The sequence below is a fragment of the Paenibacillus sp. FSL P4-0338 genome (assembly GCF_038002365.1).
In the GTDB taxonomy this organism is placed as follows: Bacteria; Bacillota; Bacilli; order Paenibacillales; family Paenibacillaceae; genus Paenibacillus_AQ.
In genome coordinates this window covers 742348-766192 of record NZ_JBBOCG010000002.1, presented here as the reverse complement: position 1 = coordinate 766192, position 23845 = coordinate 742348, and the positions used below count along the sequence as shown (strand labels likewise).

Annotated in this window: 20 protein-coding genes; 8 read left to right on the top strand and 12 right to left on the bottom strand. The window is 51.5% G+C overall.

Features of this window, described 5'->3' with window-relative positions; all coding sequences use genetic code 11:
* Positions 1–297 precede the first annotated feature (297 nt).
* A complete protein-coding gene (locus tag MKZ07_RS27365) occupies positions 298–1995 on the top strand; it encodes an AraC family transcriptional regulator (protein WP_339222235.1) in 1698 nt (565 codons plus the stop codon).
* A gap of 63 nt (positions 1996–2058) precedes the next feature.
* Entirely contained in the window at positions 2059–3099 is a 1041-nt protein-coding gene (locus MKZ07_RS27360) for an ABC transporter substrate-binding protein (protein ID WP_341028729.1), read from the top strand.
* Between the two features lie 256 nt (positions 3100–3355).
* On the opposite strand, the gene MKZ07_RS27355 is transcribed toward MKZ07_RS27360, so the two are convergent.
* Both MKZ07_RS27355 and MKZ07_RS27350 read right to left on the bottom strand, forming a co-directional pair.
* Positions 3356–3973, bottom strand: a complete 618-nt coding sequence (locus MKZ07_RS27355; protein ID WP_341028727.1) for a type 1 glutamine amidotransferase family protein — start codon at positions 3971–3973, stop codon at positions 3356–3358.
* A 294-nt stretch (positions 3974–4267) separates the two neighbouring features.
* Complete coding sequence (locus MKZ07_RS27350; protein ID WP_341028725.1) at positions 4268–4756, bottom strand: hypothetical protein; 489 nt, start codon at positions 4754–4756, stop codon at positions 4268–4270.
* A gap of 287 nt (positions 4757–5043) precedes the next feature.
* Between MKZ07_RS27350 and MKZ07_RS27345 the strand changes: the two genes are divergently transcribed.
* Positions 5044–6249 carry an MFS transporter gene (locus MKZ07_RS27345; protein WP_341028722.1) on the top strand — a complete coding sequence of 402 codons (1206 nt, stop codon included), beginning with the start codon at positions 5044–5046 and terminating at the stop codon, positions 6247–6249.
* 115 nt (positions 6250–6364) lie between these two features.
* Positions 6365–7342 carry a phosphotransferase enzyme family protein gene (locus tag MKZ07_RS27340; RefSeq protein ID WP_341028719.1) on the top strand — a complete coding sequence of 326 codons (978 nt, stop codon included), beginning with the start codon at positions 6365–6367 and terminating at the stop codon, positions 7340–7342.
* 385 nt (positions 7343–7727) lie between these two features.
* On the opposite strand, the gene MKZ07_RS27335 is transcribed toward MKZ07_RS27340, so the two are convergent.
* Positions 7728–8753, bottom strand: coding sequence for a carbohydrate-binding protein (locus tag MKZ07_RS27335; protein WP_341028717.1), 1026 nt, complete (start codon positions 8751–8753; stop codon positions 7728–7730).
* A 339-nt stretch (positions 8754–9092) separates the two neighbouring features.
* Here MKZ07_RS27335 and MKZ07_RS27330 point away from each other — a divergent pair, with 339 nt between their 5' ends.
* Both MKZ07_RS27330 and MKZ07_RS27325 read left to right on the top strand, forming a co-directional pair.
* Positions 9093–11237, top strand: a complete 2145-nt coding sequence (locus MKZ07_RS27330; protein WP_341028715.1) for a sensor histidine kinase — start codon at positions 9093–9095, stop codon at positions 11235–11237.
* Between the two features lie 22 nt (positions 11238–11259).
* Complete coding sequence (locus MKZ07_RS27325) at positions 11260–11949, top strand: response regulator transcription factor (protein ID WP_036693096.1); 690 nt, start codon at positions 11260–11262, stop codon at positions 11947–11949.
* A gap of 69 nt (positions 11950–12018) precedes the next feature.
* Here MKZ07_RS27325 and MKZ07_RS27320 read toward each other — a convergent pair whose 3' ends face one another.
* From MKZ07_RS27320 to MKZ07_RS27280, 9 genes are all read right to left on the bottom strand, one after another.
* Positions 12019–12588 carry an SF0329 family protein gene (locus MKZ07_RS27320; RefSeq protein ID WP_036693099.1) on the bottom strand — a complete coding sequence of 190 codons (570 nt, stop codon included), beginning with the start codon at positions 12586–12588 and terminating at the stop codon, positions 12019–12021.
* A 117-nt stretch (positions 12589–12705) separates the two neighbouring features.
* The gene (locus MKZ07_RS27315) at positions 12706–13932 is read right to left on the bottom strand and encodes an RtcB family protein (protein WP_036693102.1); all 1227 of its coding nucleotides are present in this window, start codon (positions 13930–13932) and stop codon (positions 12706–12708) included.
* A gap of 222 nt (positions 13933–14154) precedes the next feature.
* Positions 14155–14871, bottom strand: coding sequence for a M24 family metallopeptidase (locus MKZ07_RS27310; protein WP_156949562.1), 717 nt, complete (start codon positions 14869–14871; stop codon positions 14155–14157).
* A 79-nt stretch (positions 14872–14950) separates the two neighbouring features.
* The gene (locus tag MKZ07_RS27305; protein WP_036693105.1) at positions 14951–15670 is read right to left on the bottom strand and encodes an SDR family NAD(P)-dependent oxidoreductase; all 720 of its coding nucleotides are present in this window, start codon (positions 15668–15670) and stop codon (positions 14951–14953) included.
* A gap of 10 nt (positions 15671–15680) precedes the next feature.
* Complete coding sequence (locus tag MKZ07_RS27300; protein ID WP_036693107.1) at positions 15681–16670, bottom strand: tRNA dihydrouridine synthase; 990 nt, start codon at positions 16668–16670, stop codon at positions 15681–15683.
* A gap of 63 nt (positions 16671–16733) precedes the next feature.
* Positions 16734–17273, bottom strand: coding sequence for a hypothetical protein (locus tag MKZ07_RS27295; RefSeq protein ID WP_341028709.1), 540 nt, complete (start codon positions 17271–17273; stop codon positions 16734–16736).
* Positions 17274–17291: 18 nt separating this feature from the next.
* On the bottom strand, positions 17292–19256 hold the full coding sequence (locus MKZ07_RS27290) for an ABC1 kinase family protein (protein WP_341028707.1): 1965 nt from the start codon (positions 19254–19256) through the stop codon (positions 17292–17294).
* A gap of 68 nt (positions 19257–19324) precedes the next feature.
* Entirely contained in the window at positions 19325–21649 is a 2325-nt protein-coding gene (locus tag MKZ07_RS27285) for an ABC transporter permease (protein WP_036693110.1), read from the bottom strand.
* Position 21650: 1 nt separating this feature from the next.
* Positions 21651–22355 (bottom strand): ABC transporter ATP-binding protein, encoded by a 705-nt coding sequence (locus MKZ07_RS27280; RefSeq protein WP_036693342.1) that lies wholly within the window; start codon positions 22353–22355, stop codon positions 21651–21653.
* Between the two features lie 245 nt (positions 22356–22600).
* Here MKZ07_RS27280 and MKZ07_RS27275 point away from each other — a divergent pair, with 245 nt between their 5' ends.
* Together MKZ07_RS27275 and MKZ07_RS27270 are read left to right on the top strand one after the other, a co-directional pair.
* Entirely contained in the window at positions 22601–22969 is a 369-nt protein-coding gene (locus MKZ07_RS27275; protein WP_036693112.1) for a GntR family transcriptional regulator, read from the top strand.
* A gap of 5 nt (positions 22970–22974) precedes the next feature.
* Positions 22975–23844, top strand: a complete 870-nt coding sequence (locus MKZ07_RS27270; protein WP_036693114.1) for an ATP-binding cassette domain-containing protein — start codon at positions 22975–22977, stop codon at positions 23842–23844.
* Position 23845 lies beyond the last annotated feature (1 nt).

The window sequence follows — 23845 nt, the reverse complement described above, 5'->3', positions numbered from 1 at the left end:
TGTAGTGACCAGCGTCAAGTTTATCTTCATGCCATGCACTTATAATTACATCTGCGTTCTGAATCATTCTTTGAATATGGTCTACATCGTCTACAAGTCGCTTAATTCTGAAATGTTTGAAGCAATGATGCTTATGCTAACCTTTGGTTCGCTTGATCGGAGAGAGGATTTTCCCGTAGAAAAAAGAGCGAAGCTTGACCTTCTCATCCGTCTGGTTCTATGGGTTCTCCATCAGATGAACGCATATGACAATTCGTTTTTGTTATTGATATAATCAAGGCAGGGGGAGGTGCAACGGTGGATCAACATAGGCAAGCGGAAACGAACAGCTTGGACAACATGCTCTTACAGCCTGGAACTGAGGAGCATATCCTCTCTACAAGAATGTCGCTCCCGGAAAGACAATTTGTCAAATCTCACGTGCTGCTTCTCATTGTAAGCGGCAAGGGGGAGCTTGAATATAACGGACAGACTTATCCAATGGAGCGGGGCCACGCTTATCTATTGGCTCCCGGGATGTTTATGGAATTACGAACATCCGCGAATAATCCACTGAATTATTACAGAATCAGCTTCGATTTGTGGAATCCGGTCATGAAGGCGGGGGGTGTCAAGGATAACGAGGCCCTGTTCTGTCAAGCAAGATTCGCTGATGAGTTGTATGGCAAGCTACAGGTCCAGCAGAGCGCGGAGGTGCTCGGACGGACTGAGGAGCTGTGCAAGATTGGCGTCTCCGGCAAGGGAATTGACTCTAATTCCGGCGAACAGTCGATTCCAACTCCACACAGGTCTAGCTTCTCCTTTCGGCGTCAGATGCTGCTCTTCGACTTGCTGAACCAGCTGTTTCTGTCACAACCCGCCGATACAGCTGAGAATATATCGCGGCTCGAGCGAACAATGGATTATATGCATACCCACTACCCTGAGCTCATTACACGTGAGAAGCTCGCCGAATTGGCCGATATGAGTGTCTGGCATTACGCCCACTTGTTCAAGGCAAGGACTAGACACAGTCCTATGGAATATTTGAACGGAATCAGGATGAATCAGGCCAAGGAACGATTGCTCACTGGTGGAGGAAAAGTTCGCGACGTTGCTCGCCAGGTTGGGTTTGCCGACGAATTTTATTTCAGCCGCAAATTCAAAAAAACGGTCGGACTTTCCCCCACGAACTATATCAAGCAAAAGCTCGAGAAAATAGCGGCCATCAGCTTTCCTTATACGGGTCATCTGCTTGCCTTGGGTATAACTCCTTATGTGGCGCTTGTCGACAAACGCCGGGATTTGCACAGATTAGATTACGTGGAACATATTCCGTATCAGTTGTCGCGTTCCAAGACCATGAGCTTTGAGAAGTGGAGAACAAATCTGGATGTGCTTGCTGAAGCTCGTCCTGAGATCATCATCTGCAGTGAATATGAAGATGCAATCTCCCAGGGCTGTATCCGCCAATTGGCTACCACCGTAGTCATTGCGTGGAACCGGCTGGACTGGCGCAGTCATTTTCGCCAAGTAGCGCTGGTGGTTGGCAAGATGAGGGAGGCGGAGCTGTGGTTGGCCGCCTATAAGGCAAAAGCGGAGCGAGCCGGCGCGCTGCTTCGATCGGGACTCGGAGAGCATACAGTGTCTGTGCTGCACATTATGCTTGGCGAGTTGCTTGTCTATGGCTGCCGGAATGCCGGAGCCGTGCTATTCGAGGACCTTGGCTTGAACCCTGCATATGATGTGCACGACATTCAGACCTATCGCAATATCGGCATCGAGGACCTTGCTTCGTATACGGGCGACCGGTTGCTGCTGATCGTCGATGGGGACCCCGCTTCCAAGCACACATGGGAGACCCTTCGCGAATTAGAACAGTGGACCAGGCTAGTGGCTGTTAGAGAAGGACATGTCTACGAACAGCATGAGATGCCTTGGCTCGACTATTCCCCGCTCGCTCACAACATGATTATCGATCGGGTCGTTACGTTGTTCGGCGGCACAGGATGCTGAACGACTTAGCATCGGTGTCCATGGGTATCCCGCACAATTGTCCATGTATAGGGACATAGGCTTATGCTAAAATCAACATTGATAATGATTATCAATGTTGAGGGAGGGTATATTTTGCTTTTCAAACGTAAAGCTGCTATTCATGCATGTATTGCACTTTTGCTTGTATTTCTGACCGCTTGTGGAGGAGAAGAAGGGGGAGTCGCCACACAAAACACTTCTTTGGCTCCCCAATTTCTCACGGTTCAGCATAAATTCGGTGAAACGGATATTCCTGTCCATCCGCAACGGATTGCTTCGATCAATCTGGAGGATATGCTGCTCTCTCTTGATTTACCGGTCGTGCTGGCTGTAACGGCGGGGTCGGACAATTACTTGATGCCACAGCTGCAAGCCCGGGATATCCAGGTGCTCCCATCCCTTTCGCCGGAGGCGGTGCTTGAGTCGAACCCCGACTTGATCATTGCATTCGATGTTATCACACAGGAAGATTACGATGCCCTGTCCAAAATCGCGCCGACAATCGTCTATAACCGCCGGACGTGGAGAAGTTCAATTACTGAGATCGCCAAAGATCTAGGTCAGGAGGAGAAAGCGGTAGCTGTTCTCAAAGCCCATGAAAAGAAGGTGGCGCAGGCTAGGGAGGATCTGGCACCTGTTATAGCGGCCCAACCTACGGTAGCATTAGTTCGGGTTACGGCCAAAGATTTCCGCCTGTATTTCCCGTCGATTCTGTCCTCTGAGCAGGTGCAAGGCTATGCGACCGCCCTGTATCATGATCTTGGACTGCAGGCCGATCCACTTGCCTTGGATTTGCAGAAGAAGGAACCCGAAAGAGAAAATGCGACAATATCGATGGAGTTGTTACCACAAATTAATGCCGATTATATATTCGTCACAGTTGGCAGCGCCAGTGGAGGGCCGGAAGATTATAAGAAGGATCTCGAAGGCTTCGCCGAAATTGAGAAATCCGCCGTCTGGAAGTCACTTCCAGCTTATCAGCAAGGGAATATCCATATGGTTGGAGCCAAACACTGGATAAGCGATGGCATGTTGGCCGATGATCTGAAAATTAACGATATCGTCCAAGCACTCGGGAAGTAGTCGTAGAGCAGCGAGGAAATGGCCTATCGTGGCAGACATCGAGAAATGCTTCCGGCGCACCCAGCTTTTGCAGGTTCTGCACCTCGTCCTCGGCTTCTTCCACTGTTTCCAGATGTACATCCTCATTCGCCTTCTCCGCCATTCGTTCCACCTTTGCAGAATTCGCTTCATGTCGGCTACGTAGAAGTAGCCGACCTTTCCGAGTGGTGGGTGTTCAGCCCGTCCGCGAAGAGAGGGCGGTCTTGCTTAACTGCTCTTATCCCATCAACGCATAGTAATACTTCGCTTCCTGAGTCTTATACAGACCATACCAGGCCTCTAATTTGTCTGGTGCAAATACATCCAGGGCTTTCAACACATGCAGAGTGAATTCCAGCGGGGCGATGCCGGTTGCTGTGATTAGCTTGCCGTCCGTTACAGCGGGCTGCATTTGGTAGAACTCTTCGCCGGTGTAGGCGGGACAGATCATTTTGAGATACTCCAGATCATTGCTTGTATGCGGGCGTGAGTTCAGCAGTCCGGTCTGGGCAAGTCCCATGGTAGCCCCGCAGATCGCTGCCACTAATATATCCTCCTGTATACACCTCTCAGCAAGCCCAAGGATCGGCTTGTGGATGGCTTCGGTCCATGTCTCACCACCGGGTAGGATCAAGGCGTCTCCGCTTACCAAGCTGCACTCCTCTACCGTGATGTCAGGCATGATTTTCAGTCCGCCCATGGTAGTGATCAGTGTCTTCTCATTGGCTACGGTTACTATTGTAGATGGGGCTTGTCCCTCCTTGTAACACCTTCCCGAGTTCAGTTCAGCCGTTAGATACCCTACCTCCCAGTCGGCCATGGTGTCTAACACATATAGATATACCTTATTATTCATTAGTACGTCCTCCTTCAAGTTTCTTTCTTTTTTTATTATAAAACAGCTTCACTGACAACTACTGTCAGTGAAGCTATTTAAGCTGAACATATTCACTAGCGTTGCAGGCCGCCTTACTCTCTACAATTTACAATCATCTGGAGCCAGGAGGACGCCTGATCTTCGAGATGCGTAATCCCGCAGGAACTGACCTGTCCGATAAAGGGAGACGGGTTGGGGCCAATTCATCGATTCAGACAGCAACATAGTCAAGGTATCGGGCACACACTCAGCGTATGTAAGAAATCGTAAGCTTCAATCTGTTCTTTTTGCCATAATTAAGCTGACGATCTGCTTCATGTCCTCTTGGTTCAGGACGGAATACCAGCGGCTGGTTGTGTTATCCTTGCTAACTTTCAGCAGAAACAGCTCCTTCTTATCTTCGGAGACATCCAGAATCACTCTTAGGCTGCCCTGGACGTTTAAAAATATGGAGTCGAAGGGATCGGCTCCTTTTTGGTCACTTTTTGTCTTTTCCTTCACTTGCAGGTTGGAAAGCCGGGTTATGATATCGCTAATATGTTCATCGCCCTTAATCTTGAATTCGCTCTCTGCATCATTTCCAGGAATGAAGGTCAGTGTAGTGATCTCCTTGTTAGGTAAGGCGGGTGCTATCTGCCCTATCGTTGTTGTTGCAGGATGGAGCCAGATTCGAATGGTGGTACCATAATTTTGGATCAACAGGAAGATAGGAATGGCTGCTAATATAATTCTCAGTGTTAAAAAAACCTTCCGGTTACGCATATAAGGTTAACCTCCTTGTCTGCTCATTCGTCATGATATCGTCCTTACATTCATACCCAAGTATATCATAAGCTGGTTATACCCTCCCCTTCGCGCACCAAAGACGCCGCAGACGAACCTGATCGTCTCGTGTTCCCTCTATTTAGTTCTGTCCTCTTTTCTAGAGAACTTCCATGTTCCTATAGCACCAGCATCATCCTATAGGACTTAAAAGTGCGTACTTCTACATTTCTTATTTACTGTTTACACTAACATCAGCCATTGATTAACGAGGGGGAATGATTAATTTGGGACAAAACTGGAAAATCTTCATACTTGCTGTGGTCTGCTTTATTGTCGGGACATCCGAGTACATGATCACAGGCATTTTAGATAAAGTTGCCGCCGATACCGGAGTGACATTATCTCAGGCTGGACAGTTAATGACCGTCTACGCGCTAGCCTACGCCATAGGTACACCGATCCTAATGGGGGTCACGGCCCGGTTTGACCGTCGAAAGTTGTTGTTGTACTCGCTTGGCTTAATCATCGTGAGTAATGCGCTAATCATGATTTTGCCGGGTTATCGATTTATGCTGCTTGCACGGGTAATCATGGCGCTCGGAACTGGCGTATTTGTCGTGACATCACTTGCCCTAGCCGCTAAGTTAGCTCCTTCGAACAAGAAGGGGAGTGCGATTGCCACGGTGTTAATGGGTGTCACCGCTTCACTTATCTTGGGCGTGCCCATTGGCCGGGTGATTGCCGCCGCGTACGATTGGAGGCTGATTTTCGGCGGCATTAGCCTTCTTGCTATGGTCAGTCTGCCCGTGCTGGCAAGCGCAATACCGCGGATGGAAGGTGATGAGCCGATCTCCTTTGCCAAACAACTGGCTATGGTGAAGAGACCGCGAATCGCACTCTCTCTCGCCATTAACTTTTTTATGACGATGGGTTATGGCATTGCCTTCACGTATTTGTCGCCTTATCTGCTGGAAGTTGCCGGAATGAGCGATCGTTGGGTAAGCGGAGCCCTGTTCGCATACGGTATCGCCAGTCTAATCGGGTCAAAGGCAGGGGGAAGCGGCACCGATCGATGGGGAGTAGCCAGAACGTTAACTGGAGCAACGTTGTTAAATATGGTGATGCTGATATTGTTATCGGTAGTTTCTGGCACTTCCATATTCCTTGTTTTCTCAGTGCTGGTGCTTTGGTCGCTCTTCTCCTGGGCAGCCTCTCCAAGCCAGCAATATGATCTTCTTACCTTGTCTCCCAAGACATCTGGTGTCATGCTTGCCCTCAACACATCTGTGCTGCAACTGGCGATAGCGGCGGGGGCTGGACTTGGAGGCATTGTCATTAACTTTTTATCGCTGCAAGCCATTACGTGGGTCGCTGCTGCCTCCGTTGCTGTAGCGGCTATGATTTCTGCTGCGTTGTTCGGCATGATAAGTTATCGGTCGCGCCAAGAGAGTCAAAGTGCAGAAATAATAACATCTACAGCTCCGGAATAAGCTCCGGCTCCCCCTATCAATAAAAAACAAATATAGTCAACAGTTCCATTCCCGCCCATGAAGAACTATGCTATCGTACCTATTATACTTTGATAAATGAGGGAGCGAGCTGCGATTGAATAGACACTTGAATACCGCAATGGAAGCACTGGAGCACTACTCTATAAGCTGCAAGTCGGTTGATTTCATTGCACAGAGCGGCAATACGATCTACAAAGTCACTGATCTGGACAACAATAGTTACAGCCTCCGGTTACATATCTCTAAGAATGACGCACTTGAGCCAATCTGGAGTAAGCGGGAGGTCCTTCAATCCGAGATGGTTTGGCTGGAAGCCTTAACCTTGGAAACCCATGTGACCCTGCCTTCACCTTTTAAGAATATTCGCGGAGAATTCATTACGGAGGTGAACCATACTCACTGCACTTTGTTACGATGGGTGGAGGGTGAGCAGAAGCCTTTTATTCCTACTATAGAAGACGCTGGGGCCATAGGTGAATTGATCGGCAAGCTACATAAGCAAGCCTCGAACTGGAGCATCCCCGATGCCTTTGAACGCCCGGCCTTTGATGGCTCCCGGATCTTACAAGCCCTTAATACGCTGAAGGAACGCGCTAATGCCGGACTGCTTGATACAAGAGATACGGAGCTTCTGCTGCATGCAGGCGAGCAGGTCATTCACATGATGAACTCTATGGAGCGGACCGCCAGCCATTGGGGCATGATTCATGCTGATTTGATTCCAAGTAATTTAGTGTTTGATGGAGAAGAAGTACGGCCCATTGATTTTGGCGCCTGCGGGTTCGGTTATTACTTAGTGGATTTGGGCTGGACGTTCTCCTACATCCATCCTTCGTTCAGAGAACAGCTGCTTCAGTCTTATTCCATGCACCATCCGTTACCTGATAACTATACCCAGCGGTTAGAGGGCTTTTTCATTGCAGCACAGCTAGAGACCATGAATTTCTGGCTGGGCCTGCCTGACTCGCAAGAATGGCTGCCAGAACATATCGGTAAATTAGCCAGTAGAGAGATTAAGGCCTACTTAAACAATGAATCGTTCCTCTTCAGCGGCGTGCCGTATTGGGAATGACCTTCACCTGGGCTTGGCACAAGCGCAAGAACAAAATCACCCTTACGGGTGAATGAGATTACCTACGCGCCAGCAAATGTATGCTGTTTTCCGCATACATTCGGGCCATGCGCCTGCATGTGAGCACAATGTATGCTGTTTTTCGCATACATTCGGCCATGCGCCTGCGTGTGAGCATAATGTATGCTGTTTTCCGCATACATTTGAGCCATGCGCCTGCGTGTGAGCATAATGTATGCTGTTTTCCGCATACATTTGAGCCACACACCTGCGCACCACTTATCCACAACAGAAGAAAATCATAATTTCCTATACAAAAATAAAGACGCTGCGGGGTAACTCCCCGAGCGTCTTTGGCCTCTTTTTATAGGAAGGAAGTACTCCCTTAATTCTGCCCTCCATACCCCTTATACGTACCATAGACGGCATTCGCATACTGATCCGCCAGAATCGGGCGGCCGTAGGAATCGGTGGCGCCTGGATACCAGTTGTCGCCCCCGTTGTAATGTAAGAGTCCGTTGTAGATGTTGCCGAATCTGCCAATCTTCTCATCGAGAATAAGTCCGCCTAAGGCTACCTGATCCTGTTCGCTGCTGTGATTATATGTGCGGCCGAATTTGGCGCTGAATTGGGAGGCATACGCGGCCCGTGTATTCGGCTCGACCTGCATCAATCCGTCACCGGCGGATGGGCTGCCGGGCAGGCCTGCTCCGAAGCTGCTCTCCTTCTTGATCACCGCGCTTAGTAACAGTGCGAAATCTCCGCCTTTTCCGAATTTATTGTCCACATTCATGGCATAGGTCCAGATCTGGCTGGGTACCTCGGAGGGACGGGTGACGCCGGACGCGGGCGGTGAACCGTTGTAGATTTTGACCGAAGACATCTTGTCATTCACACTGTCGCCTACCCAGGAGGAGCTCGCCGTGTAGGTCCACTTCGTGCCGCCGAAATTATCGTCCGCATACACTTCAACCGTCCAGCCATTCGGTACCTTGAGCGAGGACATCCAGTCATTTGGAATGCCCGCATTGTTCAACTGGGACAGCACATAATTGCCTATTCCCAAGGTGACGGCCTTGCCGCCATAGTCTCTGTCTGCATAGAAGATGGCTCCGTTCGTAGCTGGGGGTGTGGTGGGAGTGGGCGTTGGTGTCGGTGTGGTAGTGTTGCCGCTCTTCCACAGTGCAGGAACATTCGGCGGCTCCCAGCCGGTCAGTGACGTATGCGCCTGCAGACAGGTATATGTACCTCCCCCATAGGTTACGGTGTCATTCACCGCATAGGCCGTGTTCGGCGACCATGCTCCTCTCGCGGCTGCATTTGCATTCGGTAAGGCGGTGAAGAATACGGAGAGCAATAATGCGAATGCGGCCAACAGGGATGCAGCTCTAGCTGACACTTTGGTATACAATAGCCAAGCCTCCTTAGATCGTTTCCCCACAGAATAACCCCACAAAGCCCCAAAACATAACAATAAAAAGGACCCTCCATGGGCCATTCATCAGGGTAGTATATTTTATTACCGATTTTCTAATTCATTCCAACATTTATGTAGTCTTTGAATCACCCCGAGAAACTTACAACTTTCGACAGTTCCGTCTCCTTGCTAGCATTCTACACGGAAATTTAGCCTGTTAATGAAAGAAAAGCAAACTTTACATCGTGCAATTTCACACAATTTTCGGCAATGATGCTATCATTAAGGCAATGAGCTTAAGAATGACGAATCTTGTAGATTGGGGTCGGCTTCATGATGAGGGGGATACTAAGGTCCGGTTCTCGTAATATCTGGTTACATATCGCTGTGGTTGTAGTTATGGGACTGATCGCAAGCTATGCCATCCTGTCTGCAACGCCGGATGCCCCCAAGCCTCGAAGCAAGGAAGGCCTTCTGGATCTAACGCATACCTCTATTAGTACCAATCCGCTGAAGTTACAGGGAGAATGGGCCTTCTATTGGCACAAGCTGCTCTCGCCCGAGGACATACGAACCCGGATGGCAGGCGGGAAACCGGCCGGCCGGGACCGGTATATCAACATCCCCAGCTCCTGGCTGGGCTACCCGCTGGACGGTCAAGCGCTGAAGGGCGAAGGCTATGCCACCTTCCGGTTGGTGATCCGGCTTAGTGAGCAGGATAGCAAGGAACGGCTGGCTCTGCGGCTGCCTACTATTTTTCATGCCTATAAATTATGGGTGAACGGAGAGCTGCTAGCAGAGGTCGGTGTGGTGGGTCAAGATAAGGAGGACATGACGCCGCGTCTGGCGACGAAGCTGGTGTTCTTCCAGCCTGAAGGCGACACGGTGGAGCTGGTGATGCAGGTAGCGAACTTCCATCATAAGCGGGGCGGCATCACCAAGGATATCGAGCTGGGCGGCAGTAATGTGTTGACGGTCCGGACCCATCTGAAGATTGCTGCGGATATGTTCATCACGGCCAGCCTGCTGGTGATCGGTGTGTATCATCTGCTGCTGTTCATGCTGCGGCGTAAGGACCGGGCACCTCTATACTTTGGCCTGTTCACTGTGATGTTCTCTATCCGTTCCCTGCTGAACGGCGAGCTTATGCTTACCCAGTGGCTGCCTCACTTTCCGTGGGAATTGCAGTTCAAGCTGGAGTATCTGATCCTGTGCCTCGGCGGATGGATGATCACAATGTATTTTGAATGCATTTTCCCGGATTACGTGTCGCGGTGGTTCCGCTATGGCACCCGGATCGTCACAGGCGCACTCTGTCTGGTAGTTGTGCTGACCCCTGCTCTCGTCTATTCCCGAATGCTGCTGCTGATCGGTGTGGTCGTGGTTCTCCATATGGTGTATCTGATGGTCGGGTTGGCTCATGCGGCCTTGCGGCGGATGGAGGGAGCGCTGATCTTCCTGCTGGTGTCGGTGGTGGCTCTGGCTACAGTGATCAACGATTTCCTGTATTACAACGAATGGTCCCCCATCGGGAACAGCTCGCCGTTCGGGCTGCTCATCTTCACGGTTGCCCAGATGCTGCTGCTCTCTTCCAGATTCACGCGGGCGGCAACGAATGAAGAGCGGATTGCCCGGGAGCTGCAGGAGGCCAACCACAAGCTGACCGGGATGAATGCCAATCTGGAGCAGATTGTGCTGGAGCGCACCCACGCCTTATCCGCCGCCCATGAGGATCTCCGCCTGTCGTACGAGCGCTTACTGCACTCCGAGGAAGGCCGGAAGAAGCTGCTAGCCTATATTACGCATGATCTGCGTATGCCGCTGTCCAGTATGCTGGGTTATGTCGAGGCGGTGATGGACAGGGTGAAGCCGGAGCGCAATGAACAGTACCTGAGGTATATCCGTGATAATACGATAAGGATCAACCGCATGATCGGGGAGCTGAGCTTCTTGTCCCATCTGGAGACAGGGCAAGTGGAATACCGGATGGAGCCGGTTCAGGTGATTCAGTTCCTGCGCGGCTTCTATGAACAATATGAGCTGGTGGTGCGGGATGCGGGGCTGAATTTCGATCTGGATATCGGGCATACAGAAGCTTCAAGCGCGGTCCAGCCTGTTGCCCGGATCGATACACAACGATTAGAGCAGGCGTTATTCAATCTGGTGTCGAACGCGATGAAGTTCACGCCTGGCGGCGGATTGGTGCGTCTTACGTTGGCCGTGGACGAAGGGAACGATACGCGGTGTGCGGTCATCAGCGTGCAAGACTCCGGTATGGGTATTCCTCCAGAGCAGCTGGAGCAGATCTTCGACCGCAATTACCGGGTAGACCGGCCGGGGCTGGATATGGGCGTGGAGGGCAGCGGACTGGGGCTGGCGATATGCCGGGAAATTGTACAAGCGCATGGCGGGAGTGTCCGGGCGGAGAGCGACGGGAAGACGGGGTCGATTTTCCAGGTCATATTGCCGTTGATCTGAGAAGCAGGAAGGTGACAATAGAATGGACACATACCGAATTATGATCGTCGACGACGATCCCCATATCTGTGAGATTGTTGAGCTATACTGCCAGCGGGAAGGCTTCGACTCCTCATCTTGCCACAGCGGGGCCGATGCTATGATGCTGCTTGCGTCCTTTAACCCGGACCTGATTGTGCTGGATGTGCTGCTGGCGAATGAGAACGGCATTGACTGGTGCAAGAACGCACGCAATTACACGAATGCCCCGATTGTGTTCCTAAGCAGTCAAGAGGAGGATGAGGTGAAGATCAGCGCTTTATCCTATGGCGGGGATGATTATGTGACCAAGCCGTTCAGTCCGGGCGTACTCATGGCCAAGATCAAGGCCCACCTCCGCAGGGTATCCACGGGCAGAAGGGAACAGCTGCTGGAGCTGCCGGGACTAACGCTGGATTTCTATGCTCAGTCTGTCCATATGGGAAGCAGAACGATTTTTCTGTCCAAAAAAGAATTCAGCCTGCTCTCCTACATGGCACAGAACGTGAATCAAGTGGTCACTGCCGATACACTGTTTCACCTCATCTGGGGGATGAAGAGTCTGGAGGATACGCGAACAGTGGCGGTCCACATCAGTAATCTGCGCAAAAAAATCGAGGAAGACCCCATCCATCCCGAGCGGATCATTACCGTCCGTGGGGCCGGATATATGCTGGTTGCCGGGAAACGCTGAGCACAAGCGGAAACGGCTTTGCCGACCTTTTAAAGGACGGTACCGTTTCAGCGGCAGCGGCCATAACAATCATCGTGCCCCGCGCCGCAGATCATAGAAATACTCCACCGCCGGATGCTTCCGCTGCATCTTCACGGCCATCCCCTCGATCCGCTTCCGCCCGACTCTCCGGTCCATCAGAGCCAGGATGTTCAAGATAATATCACTGCTCTCCAGGCTCTCCTCGATAGGAGTAACCAGGAACTTATTCGCCACCACAATGAAATTCGATTTCGTCAGGGCAGCCTGGGCCAACATTAATGCTTTGGCATGTTCGGTGGTTAAGCGGCTTCGGGCCATTATGATTAGGCGGTCCTCAGGGATGGGGCCTTTGGCCGTCAGTCTAACTGCTTCAATGTCCTCATTGGTGACGGAGATATGCAGCTCCGGGTCATTCTTGACCTCCAGCTCGGATGAGTACCAGCGGATAGAGCTGGACTTGTCGGTCATGCTGAGAATGTTCTTCTTGTCCACCGTAATATAACAGGTGCCTGATTTATCCGGCGAATAGCGGTAAGCGGGCGCCCGGTACTCTACCCGTCCCTCTAAGGATGGGCTGAGGAAGCCCTCCAGTTGCTGTTTGAGTTTGCTCCAGGACATGTAATCCCTCCATATTGAAAATGGAAAAAGGCCTATCGGCCTCTTCTTGAAGTTCTATGTTACCATACTTCGCGTCCTTACTGCCCGCCTGTGGAGACTTCGTGATGGATATCCCCCTCAATCCTTATACGGATCGAACTCATCCGCGCCAGCCATACATACGCCCACCGGCTTCAGAACGTGCATAACCTCAATGGTCCCGGCGTGCGCTTCCAGTACTTCTTGCAGCTTCCGGTAGACAAAAGGACTCTCGTCCGTCCCTGCGCCGCGCAGCTCTACACCGAACTCACGGACCGCCTCCATCATCTGCCCTGGCGTGATTTGACCTCCACTGCGGGTGCGGGTCTTCCAGTTCATACGGCCCGCTGCCTGGGTCCGGCTCATGATTCGGCCTGCTCCGTGAACGGTGCTGTAGTAGGCCTCACGGTTCTCCACGCTGTCCTTTCCCCGGACGATCACGGAGATGTCTCCCATGCTGCCGCCAATGAAGCCTATCTGGCCGGGTGCGGACGGAGTGGCCCCTTTGCGGACAACGATGACTTCCTTGCCGTCATGCGTCTCTTTCCAGGCATAGTTATGATGGTTATGCACCACCATGTCCGCTTCTGTTCCCAGAATGGCCAAGACCTGCTGGATGACATAGTCTCTGCCCGCATAAGCATAGCGACCAGCCAGCTTCATCGCTCTGTAATACATATCGCCCAGCTCACTGTTCAGGTCGAGCAGTACGGGCGGCTGATCCATCTTTTCCCCGGGGGCATTCGCCAGGAAGTCTCTGCCTGCTGCCAGGTTAAGGAACCCGCTCGCTGTCTTATGCCCGAACCCTCTGCTGCCGAAATGATTGGCAATCCATACCCGGCCGGTTGCGTCTTCTTCTAGTACGTCTACGAAGTGGTTGCCGCTGCCGACGGTACCGAGCTGATTCTGCGCCAGGTCCTTCAGCTTATCATGTACTCCGCTGCCCAACGTCTTGAACACCGCCCAATCCGGGTCGTCGAACAGTTCGTGTTCCACCCGCTCGTTATTAACCCGGCCTATGCCGAAGGAGATTCTGCGGGCAATCTCGTCCATGATCCCTGAGAGTCGCGGCCGCAGCTCCTCTATCTTCAAGCCGGTCCGCACCGCCTTATTCCCGCACCCGATATCGTAACCCACGCCAGACGGAGAGATCTGTCCATCGTACACCACCACGCCGCCAATCGGCTGGCTGTAGCCTTTATGATGATCTGCCATAAGCAGGGTCTGCACCACATTCCCGTTCTCCGCACACATCCGGGCCTGCACCAGGGCTCCTTCATCCGGCTTCCCCCACACCCGCACTCCGTCTATATTCTGATAAGCCATTTCGTTCTACCTCCTATGATCGGGATCACCGCGATGGTGCCGCAGCGTCCTCATGCCCTCTTAAGCTTCTGTGTCTATATTCGCTTATCCGGGCACCCAAGTACATGGCGGAAGTATTACGAACTGGGGATATCTAACAATGTAGCATACGTTGCCGGAATTCGAGAACATAAATAGGCCGCCCCGGTAACGGAAGCGGCCTATCTACTATTAAACAAGAAATCATAAGATAAGTAATTCTCCATCACGGAAATAATAAATATTCTCCCGTTTAAAACCGTACAATCCATTTGTGTGCTTAATATGCGGCTCAAATGTAAATAGTGATCCTTCACTAAGCTTCATCTTATTCCCGGACTCAAAGTATTTTCTGTGATCTTTATCGAATTCAATGGTATGTCCCAAATTTCCGGAAAAATCAAGATTAATGTAACCAAGTTGTTGGATAACCTCATTCATATATAAGTAGACTTCTTCAAAAGTCATACCCGGTCTTACAAAATCAATAAATTTGTTATGGAGCTCCTTTTCGGCGTTAATTCCATGTGAAAATTCTAGTGCAGATTCATTATTGGTATGTGCAAGTGCGTCTTCGGCAATTACTTTTCCATCAATCACTATTAGTGTTCGTGCATAGTCTCCCCAATAGGCGTTAATCTCTGGACTAAGATCTATGGTCACGATATCATTTCTGCGGACAAATGTATCCGAAGGCTTATACTCCTTACCCGATTCGGACCTAATTGTTCTCTTCCCAACGTGAACAAATGCCCCTACACCGTGATACCAAAAACTATGAATCCCCTTATCTCTCATAATCTCTTCGGCTCTATAGACGATTTCCTTTTCTGTGATACCTTCTTTAATTATCCCCTGTAATTGACTTATAGTATCTTTTGCGATCGATTGAACATAAGTATACTGTGACAGATGCTCCACTCTAAAACCGCTCTCCCCTTGACCGCGTGGATCGCGGCTACTGGCATTCTATTAAGTCTGATTCTCCACTGCTTCATCCCTACGCATTCGAATCCAGCATCGCCGGAATATTGATCTCCTTCACACAGGAAGCCTTGGACAGATTCATGACGCATTGTACCAGGGACACGATATCCTGAAGCGGAATCTGTGTGCCGTTGTAGGCAGACAAGACGGGCTCCACACCGGCCTCCAATGGAATCTGCGTAGCTATCTCGCCAGGATTTATGACCGTCACACCAATGCCATACGGCTTCACATGCTCCCTGACCGCATTGGCGATCCCGCGCAGACCGAACTTGGACGCGGTGAACGAGACCTGGGTGTAATCATTATGATCGAGGCCTGCCGTAGAACCGATGAAGAAGATGTTCGCATGCGCAGACTGCTTGAGATTCGGCAAAAGCTTCTGAATGCACGTAATCGCCGCAGTCACATTAATGTTAATGATGCTGGCAATCTCAGCCGGATCGTCCTGCTCAAAATCATAGTCATCGCTGAACCCCTTGCTCTCCCATACGCCAACATTATAGATGAATACGTCCAGGGTAACGCCGTTCAATGATTCTGCAATCCGGCCCGCAGCATCCGGCTTCGCCAAGTCAGCCTCCATCCAGGTCCGCTGAACCCCATCCTCCAGCTTCAGGCTGTCCGGATACGTTCTTGAGACCACCCAGACCTGATCGCCCGGCACCGGCAGCGCTTTGACGAAGGCCTCTCCCAAGCCCTTGCTTGCTCCGAAAATAATAAAGTTTCGCATATGCCCTCCCTTAACCCCCAAGCTCCTCCGCACCGTCCTGCTCTTTGCTGGCGAATTCATCCAGCAGCGCACGCACCTCGCGGGTGGACTTGGTGTTCATTAGATGATTTCTGAGTTCACTGGCGCCGCGGAAGCCGCGGACGTAGATTTTGAAGAAGCGGGGCAGCGGCTTGTAGGAACGTGATTCCAGCGCCGAATAGTGGTCATGGAGATCCAGGTGCAGCCGTAGCAGATCCATGAGCTCCTTGCTGCTATGCTCCCTCGGTTCCTGCTCGAACGCAAACGGATTATGAAAAATCCCGCGCCCGATCATAATCCCGTCCACTCCGTACTCTGCGGCAAGCCTCAGGCCCGTCTCCCGGTCCGGTATGTCCCCGTTGATCGTCAGCAGGGTGTGCGGCGCGATCTCATCCCGCAGCTTTTTGATCTCAGGAATCAGCTCCCAGTGGGCATCCACCTTGCTCATTTCCTCCCGCGTACGCAGATGGATGGACAGATTCACAATGTCCTGCTGCAGAATATGAGTCAACCAGCCCCGCCATTCATCCACGCTGCTGAACCCGAGCCGGGTCTTGACGCTGACAGGCAGCCCTCCAGCCTTGGCGGCTTGGATGATCTCCGCAGCGGTGTCCGGGCGGCAGATCAGTCCGCTGCCCTTGCCATTCTCGGCTACATTCGCTACCGGACACCCCATGTTCAGATCGATGCCCTTGAAGCCTTCTTCGGCCATACTAATGCTCATCTTCCGGAAGTACTCCGGCTTGTCCCCCCAGATATGGGCGACCATCGGCTGTTCATCCTCCGTGAAGGTTAACCGCCCCCGCACCGCCTGCTTCCCCTCCGGGTGAGCATAGCTCTCTGTATTCACGAACTCCGTAAAAAACACATCCGGCCGGCCCGCCGCGCTCACCACATGACGAAACACCACATCCGTCACATCCTCCATCGGGGCCAGTATAAAGAAAGGGCGTGGCAATTCACGCCAGAAATTATTTATCATATGAAGTACCTCTCTATGCATGCCGGGATCATCCTTATCCGGCCGTAATAAAGCTAAATTATATCATAACTCCGGGGGAATGGTAGCGGCCCTGCCTAACCATACCTGTGCGGCTTGAGACCTCGGCTGTCCGGGCAGACAGTAAGGCTCAGATTCAGCGGCAGGCTCCCAGATGAAGTCCTCAAAACCGGGCACTGTCCCGTACAGATGTGAGGGGAACGCCTGGCGCTCGCCTCTAGCCTCGAAGGTATTGTCGTAGAAATGCAGCGCATCACGGAAGGCGACCACAATCTGGGATTGGATGAAGTTCGGATGATAGAACCAGATTCTCAGATAAAAAGGTTCATTGAAACCTGCCATCTGCCGGGACCAGGAATGATACACCTCGATCATCGCCTCCAGCAGCAGACGGGAGTACCACACCGGCGGATTGCGCCTGTTCAACCTGTAGAAGGGGTCGATCCATAGCTTCACATAATCCCGCCGGGTGGTTTGCAGCTCCTCCAGATCGAGGTGCATACACCATTTTTTCCACTGGTCAATCTGCTTCACCCTGCGCTTCCAGCCGCGTATTCTCTTCTTGTTCGAGAGTGGATTCGCCATAATCTTGTATGTCCTCCGTTAACTCTTAGGTTTCAATTGCTTAATCACGGACATCATCAGGATGATCATCCCTGTGCCGAAGCCTGACATCGATAGGGGCGCCAGCACAAACCGCATGATCTCCCCCTGCACCCAGAAGCTTGCCAGCATAATCACCATACAGATCACCGTGAATATCCCTACCGTCAGCGTCCCTACGAAATCCGTCAGATTATGATTGTCCTCACGCGCCAGCGTAATCCGGTTCTCCTTCAGCAGCGGCAGCTCCAGCAGCTTCGGGATATAGTCCTCCAGCCGCCCCTTCACCTTGTTGAACTGTTCCTTGACGATCTCTCCCGTATCCATCTGTTCTGCGAAGGACTGGCTCGCTGCGGATAAAGAGTACGACTCATCTACTGAGGACAAGGTTCCGTCCAAGGTAATAATTGCCCGGAAGGCCCCGGCCACCGTCGGCTTCAAGGACATACCCAGGTCAGTAATCATCGACATCAGCCGCCTCATCATGACACTGGTAGGATCAGGGGAGAAGGAGGCTTCGGATAAAAGTCTGCCGAGGCGCCGCTCGATCATTTTCACATCTAATTGCTCCCCTTCTTCACAGACCCCAGCCAGGCCCTGGGCCATCTGCTTCGTCTCCTTCCGGCTGTAGCCCATCAGGAAGTTGAGCATCCCTGCCCGCTCTTCCTCTGTCAAATAACCCACGGAGCCGAAGTCAATCAGTGCGACTTCCCCGTCCCGGGTCAGCATCAGGTTACCGGGATGCGGGTCGGCGTGGAAGATGCCGATCATCAGAATCTGCTGCAGGAATGCGTGCATGATCATTTCCGATACATCATTGGTCACCTTCCGGGTGAACCGCTGTCCTTCAATATATTCCATGGTCAGAATCTGCTTGGTCGAGTACTCGGCGTAGATCTTCGGCACTTGTATCGGAATATCGTGTTCCTGGAACGCTTGGCGCAGCAGGTTGGTATTCAGCGCTTCAATATCAAAATCTGTCTCTTCGATCAGATTCGTTTTAAAGCCTTGGGCGAGCTGAATTAAGCCAAGTCTTTTAATTTTGGAGGAGCGCTCGGAGAGCCGGGTCACGAATTGGATTAACAGGTCCAGATCTACGCTCATCTTCTGCTTCACATCCGGACGCAGGATTTTGACAACCACCTTCTCGCCTGTGGACTTCAGCCGCGCCAGATGCACCTGACCGATCGAAGCCGCAGCAATGGGTTCCATCCCGAAGTCTTCATACGTCTCCTCCAGATCACCAATTCTGCTGTCGATGATCTCCTTCAGCTCCTTCCGGCTGAGTGGCTTAACCTGGTCATGCAGGCTGGAGAACGCCTCGATGTATTGTGCCGGGAGCATGTCCTTTTTGGTCGATAAGACTTGTCCGAACTTCACGAAGACCCCGCCCATGTTATCCAGAACGGCAGCAATCACGTGCGGCAGCTTCGCATGATCCTGCTGGAGCAGATGGTTCAGCCCTTTGCGAGAAGCGATCCACAGCAGACGGACCATACGCCTGAAGCCGCGCACCTTGCCCATCATATACCCGAGCGGGTTCCCGGACTGCAGCAGTTTGAAATTGAACACGCTAAGCAGCATGTAGACATAGCAGGAGATAAATAGAATCAGCAGCGGGTAATAGATGAACATCACCCTGACCATCTCCGCTTCGGAGGGAGCCACAGGCTGCTTGAAGTAGGTTGAGGTTATGATGAGAGTGACGACGGATGTGCTGAAAAGAATCGCCACCATTAACTGGAACTGTTCATGCTTGAAGGTCCTGATGCTGCTTATGATGAAATACAGAATGAACGCCACAATAATAATGCTGCTCATGTAGAATTGCTCCAGCACCTGCACCAGCATACTGACCGCCAACGCGCTGACAAGCGGCATTATGATCTTATGCTTCGCGTTGAATATATAGGCAAGCGCTGTGAACACACCGAAACCTACAAGCATTACAATGAAAAAGAACATCCTCCAGCCCCCTGTATCCGCTTCATTATCCTCACTATAGCATATCCGGTTTGGGGTTCGGAACTCCGCTATTCCAGGCCCTTCAGCGATTCGATCATATTGATCCGGGTCACCTTGCGTCTGAGCAGAAGGTTGGCCATAAGGGTAAGCGCGAACGCAACTGCAACCGACATCAGGAGGCTGGCAAGTCCTAATTGATCCGGAATTTGCTGGTGAGTACTGGACAACGCTTTTACGACCAGTTCATACACATAGCCGGAAATGGAGAGGGCGACTATGACTGCCACCGTAGTGATGAATATATTTTCCATGAAAATAAGCCGGTTGATCTGATTTCTGAAATAGCCTAATACCTTGAGCGTCGCCAGCTCGCGGTTCCGCTCATACATATTGATCGACGAGATCGTGTAGATCGCGCCAAAGGATAGGATCACCGCGCAAACAATAAACATAATAAAGACAAAGCTGTTCTGCTGCAAAATATAACGGCCTTCCTTCTCCAGCTCATCCTTGCCTGATATTGCTTCCACCCTGGGATCTTTCCCGAACCCGCTCCGAATACCGGTTAGAGCTCCCGGAGAATCCGCTTCCACCAGCAGGGCGTACGGTTTGTACACGATCCCGAAGCTTGCCAAATAGTCTGGCGTGATATAAAAGGCCGGGCTTGAGTATTGTGTAGAAATACCGAGCACCTTCATCTCTACCGTCTTGTTATCCAGCTCAGGCGCAGTAAATGCAATATTTATGGTATCCCCTTTCGCAATACTATAATGGTCAGCATACGATTGGGGCACCAGTACACCGTGGTCCTCCAGTTGCAGGCGATGGTCTTTGTCATCATAGAAATGAATGAGTCTGTTATCCGGTTCCGTGACCCTCAGCTCCGCTTTTTCGGACTGCTGGTTCTTGCTCAGCTCAATGGGGAAGGCGGACAACGCATAATGGCTTTTGATGCCTGAAGGAAGAGACTGTCCCGCCATGGCCTCCCCCGCTTTATAATCGACACGAAGGTCATAGCTGTACACTTGCCTGAACTGGCCGGCTACCTTTTGCAGGGAAGCTTGGGTGCCAAAGGCCGTTATTAACAGCACTGTACTGACCATCACCCCGACCGAGCTTGCCAGAACCTTAACCTTGTTCAGAAAAATATTCCGCAAAATCAGCTTGTACCTGTACGGCAACCATCCCCAGAGCCCCGGAATTCTCTCGATGAGTATAGGTTGTATGGATCTGGGCGGCTTGGGGCGCATGGCCCGTGACGCACTTTCCTTCAACAGGCTTCTTCCGCTGAAATAACAAGCGAACATGCCGAACAGGCTGGAGACGAGCATGGGCGGAAAGATCAATCCAACCGACAGGTCAAATTGAATACCCGGCAGTGTGAAGGACCTGGCATTCGATGCCGCGATAAGGGGCACAAATACAGCCGCAGACAGGATATATCCCAGAATCGAACCAGCTACTCCAACCAGCACGGGATAGCCCATATAATGAAGCATGATGCTGCTTCGGCTCACACCGAGTGCCTTCATGATGCCGACCTGATTCCGCTGGGAATCAATTATTCTGGACATGGCCAGGAATAGGATAATCGCTTCGATCAGGAAGAGCACCAGAGGAATGACCTTGCTCATTAACCCGTTATTATGGAGCGTAGCCTTCAGGCGCGAGTAGCTGAACGAGCGTTCCTTGCTCTCTTGGCCCAGATACTGCAGCCCTTTGGATTTCTCCTCTATGGACTTGCCGATTTGATCCACATCGTAGCCTTCCTTGGCATCCACCAGCAGTTCATTATAGAAGAAGGCGCCTGCGACCTCAGGGATAGCCGCCTCGCTGACGTAAGCAACGCCGTCATGCTTATGATCCTGTGTCTCATTCTTTTTGGCGTGCTCCACATTCTCCCCTAAGCCGCTGATCCTGAAGGTCAGCTCTTGGTCTTGAACGCGGATCGTCACTTGATCTCCAACTCCGTAGCCATGCTCTGCGGCATAACGGGAATCCAGCACAATCTCGTTTGCCCCCGATGGAGGTCCCCCCTCCAGCATCTCCAGCGTGTTAATTTCATTACTCTCCGGGATGGAGTGAATTCGAAGTGTCGAACGGTAACCGTCAAATGACTCTGTGGCATTGAAGGTATAACGCCCCTCCAGCTTATGGATGCCCTCTACTTGACTCAAGGTCGTAATACTCTCCGGCGGGAGTTGACTGTAATAGAGGTTAAGATCGCTTAATGCGTGTTCAGCAAAATAAGCCTTCGTATAATCATTCAAATGATTGCTTAAGGACGCCAGCCCTGTATAGAAAAAAGCACCTACTGCGACAATCAGCACAAAGGAGAAAAACTGCCCGGGCGACTGTCTGATATCCCGCAACAGCTTGAACAGAAGCTTCATCTCACCACTCAATCCCTTCAGCACTTTGTCTGTTTTCATTCATCGTTATACTTTCAATTCTGCCGCTTTTGACCTTAATGACCTTGTCCGCCATCTGGGCAATCGCCGAATTATGCGTGACCAGCACAACGCATTTGTGAGTCCCCCTGTTCAAGTCCTCCAGAAGCTTCAATACCGCCTTGCCCGTCACATAATCGAGTGCCCCGGTGGGTTCATCACAGAGCAGAAGCAGCGGATTCTTGGCAACGGCTCTGGCAATCGCCACCCGCTGCTGCTCGCCCCCGGATAGCTGGGACGGGAAGTTCCGGTTCCGGCTGCTTAACCCCACCTTGTGCAGCACCTCCTTGGCATCTAAATGATCCTTGCACACCTCAGCAGCAAATTCGACATTCTCCAGTGCATTCAGGTTGGGAATGAGGTTGTAGAACTGGAACACAAAGCCAACCTTCTCCCCCCGGTAGCGGGTCAACTTCTTCTCGCTGTATTTCGTGATGTCCTGCCCGCCGACAAGAACCCGGCCTGACGTAGCCGTATCCATACCTCCCAGAATGTTAAGAATCGTGCTTTTGCCGGCTCCGCTTGCTCCTAGTACAACGACGAACTCCCCTTCCGATATGGAGAAGTCTACGCCGTCAAGCGCCCGGATGGTCACCTCCCCTACTTGATACTCCTTGGCTACATTCTTGAACTCAATCAGCTTGTTCACTACTGCTTTCATCTCCTCTGCTTCTCTGAAAGGTCAAACAACCGCATCACTGGACTGTTATTTCCGCCTTTAGTATGTTAGTATGTTACTAATGTAGCATACTGTAATACATGAAAGTTCAAGCTGTCAATATGAGCCTTCCCGGTTCATCTGGAGCTATCATTCTGTGGATTGACAATTGGATGTCCATCCTTTATGGTGGTATGTTATATGAGTAACATACTAAGAGGACGAATGGTGAAGCCATGACCATCACTTTTGACGATAATCTACCGATATTCCAGCAGGTCGCCCATATCATTGAGGATGATATTCTGAACGGCACGTTTCAGGTGGACGAGCAGATTCTTTCGGTTGCCCAGTTCTCCCAGCTGTTTCAGATCAATCCGGCCACTGTGGTTAAGGGGATTGGCTTGCTGGTCAACGAAGAGATCCTGTACAAAAAAAGAGGGCTGGGCATGTTTGTCGCGGCCGATGCCAAAGAGAAAATTCACTTGAAACGAAGAGAGCGGTTCACCAAAGAACTCTTGTCCAATCTGCTGAACGAAGCCGACAAGCTTGGGCTGACCACCGGCGATATCATTGACATGATCACACAACTGAGAAAGGACTGAAATCCGTGAGTATAGCATTAGCTTGCGGCCGTCTGACCAAATCCTTCGGCTCTGCTCCGGCTCTGCGGGCGCTCGATTTACAGCTGGAAGAAGGCGTCATTTACGCGTTACTTGGACGCAACGGGGCCGGCAAAACCACATTACTGAATACGATTGCGGGTGGAATTGCGGCAGATTCCGGCACGATTGAGGTTGGCGGACAGCGGCTGCACAGGGGAGAATTACCGAAGGACTTGTGCTATGTACGCGATCACTACCAGCATTTCGGGGGAGCGAAAGTCATCGAAGCTTTGGAGACCGCAGCAGCCTTTTATCCCAGGTGGGATGGTTCTTATGCCCGCGAACTGCTTGACCTCTTCCTAATCGATAAGGACCAGAAGATCAGGCAGCTCTCCAGCGGGAACCGGTCGCTGCTCCAGAATGTAATCGGACTGGCCAGCCGGGCGCAGTTAACCTTATACGATGAGCCTGTGCTAAGCCTGGATGTGTTGATGAGGGAACGGTTCTACAAGGCACTTATGGAGGATTACGCCAATTATCCGCGCACGATTCTGCTGTCCACGCACTTGATCGATGAGATCGCACCGGTCGCAGAGAGGATCATTATCCTTGAGTCAGGCTCCCTTCTGCTGCAGGAGGATATGGAGCAATGCCTCCAGTCGGCTTATCTGATCCGGGGACATTCGGAGGCTGTAGCTTCTTATACATCCGGCAAACGGGTGATCTACCGCGAGGATTATGGAAGAGGAACACTTGCCGCACTTTACGAGAAGCTGAGTGACAAGGACAAACGGTTGGCCCGTGAGCGGGACATATCGCTCGAAGCGCTGAGTCTGCAAAAGCTATTCCTGTATTTGATCGAGGGAGGTCTATAGA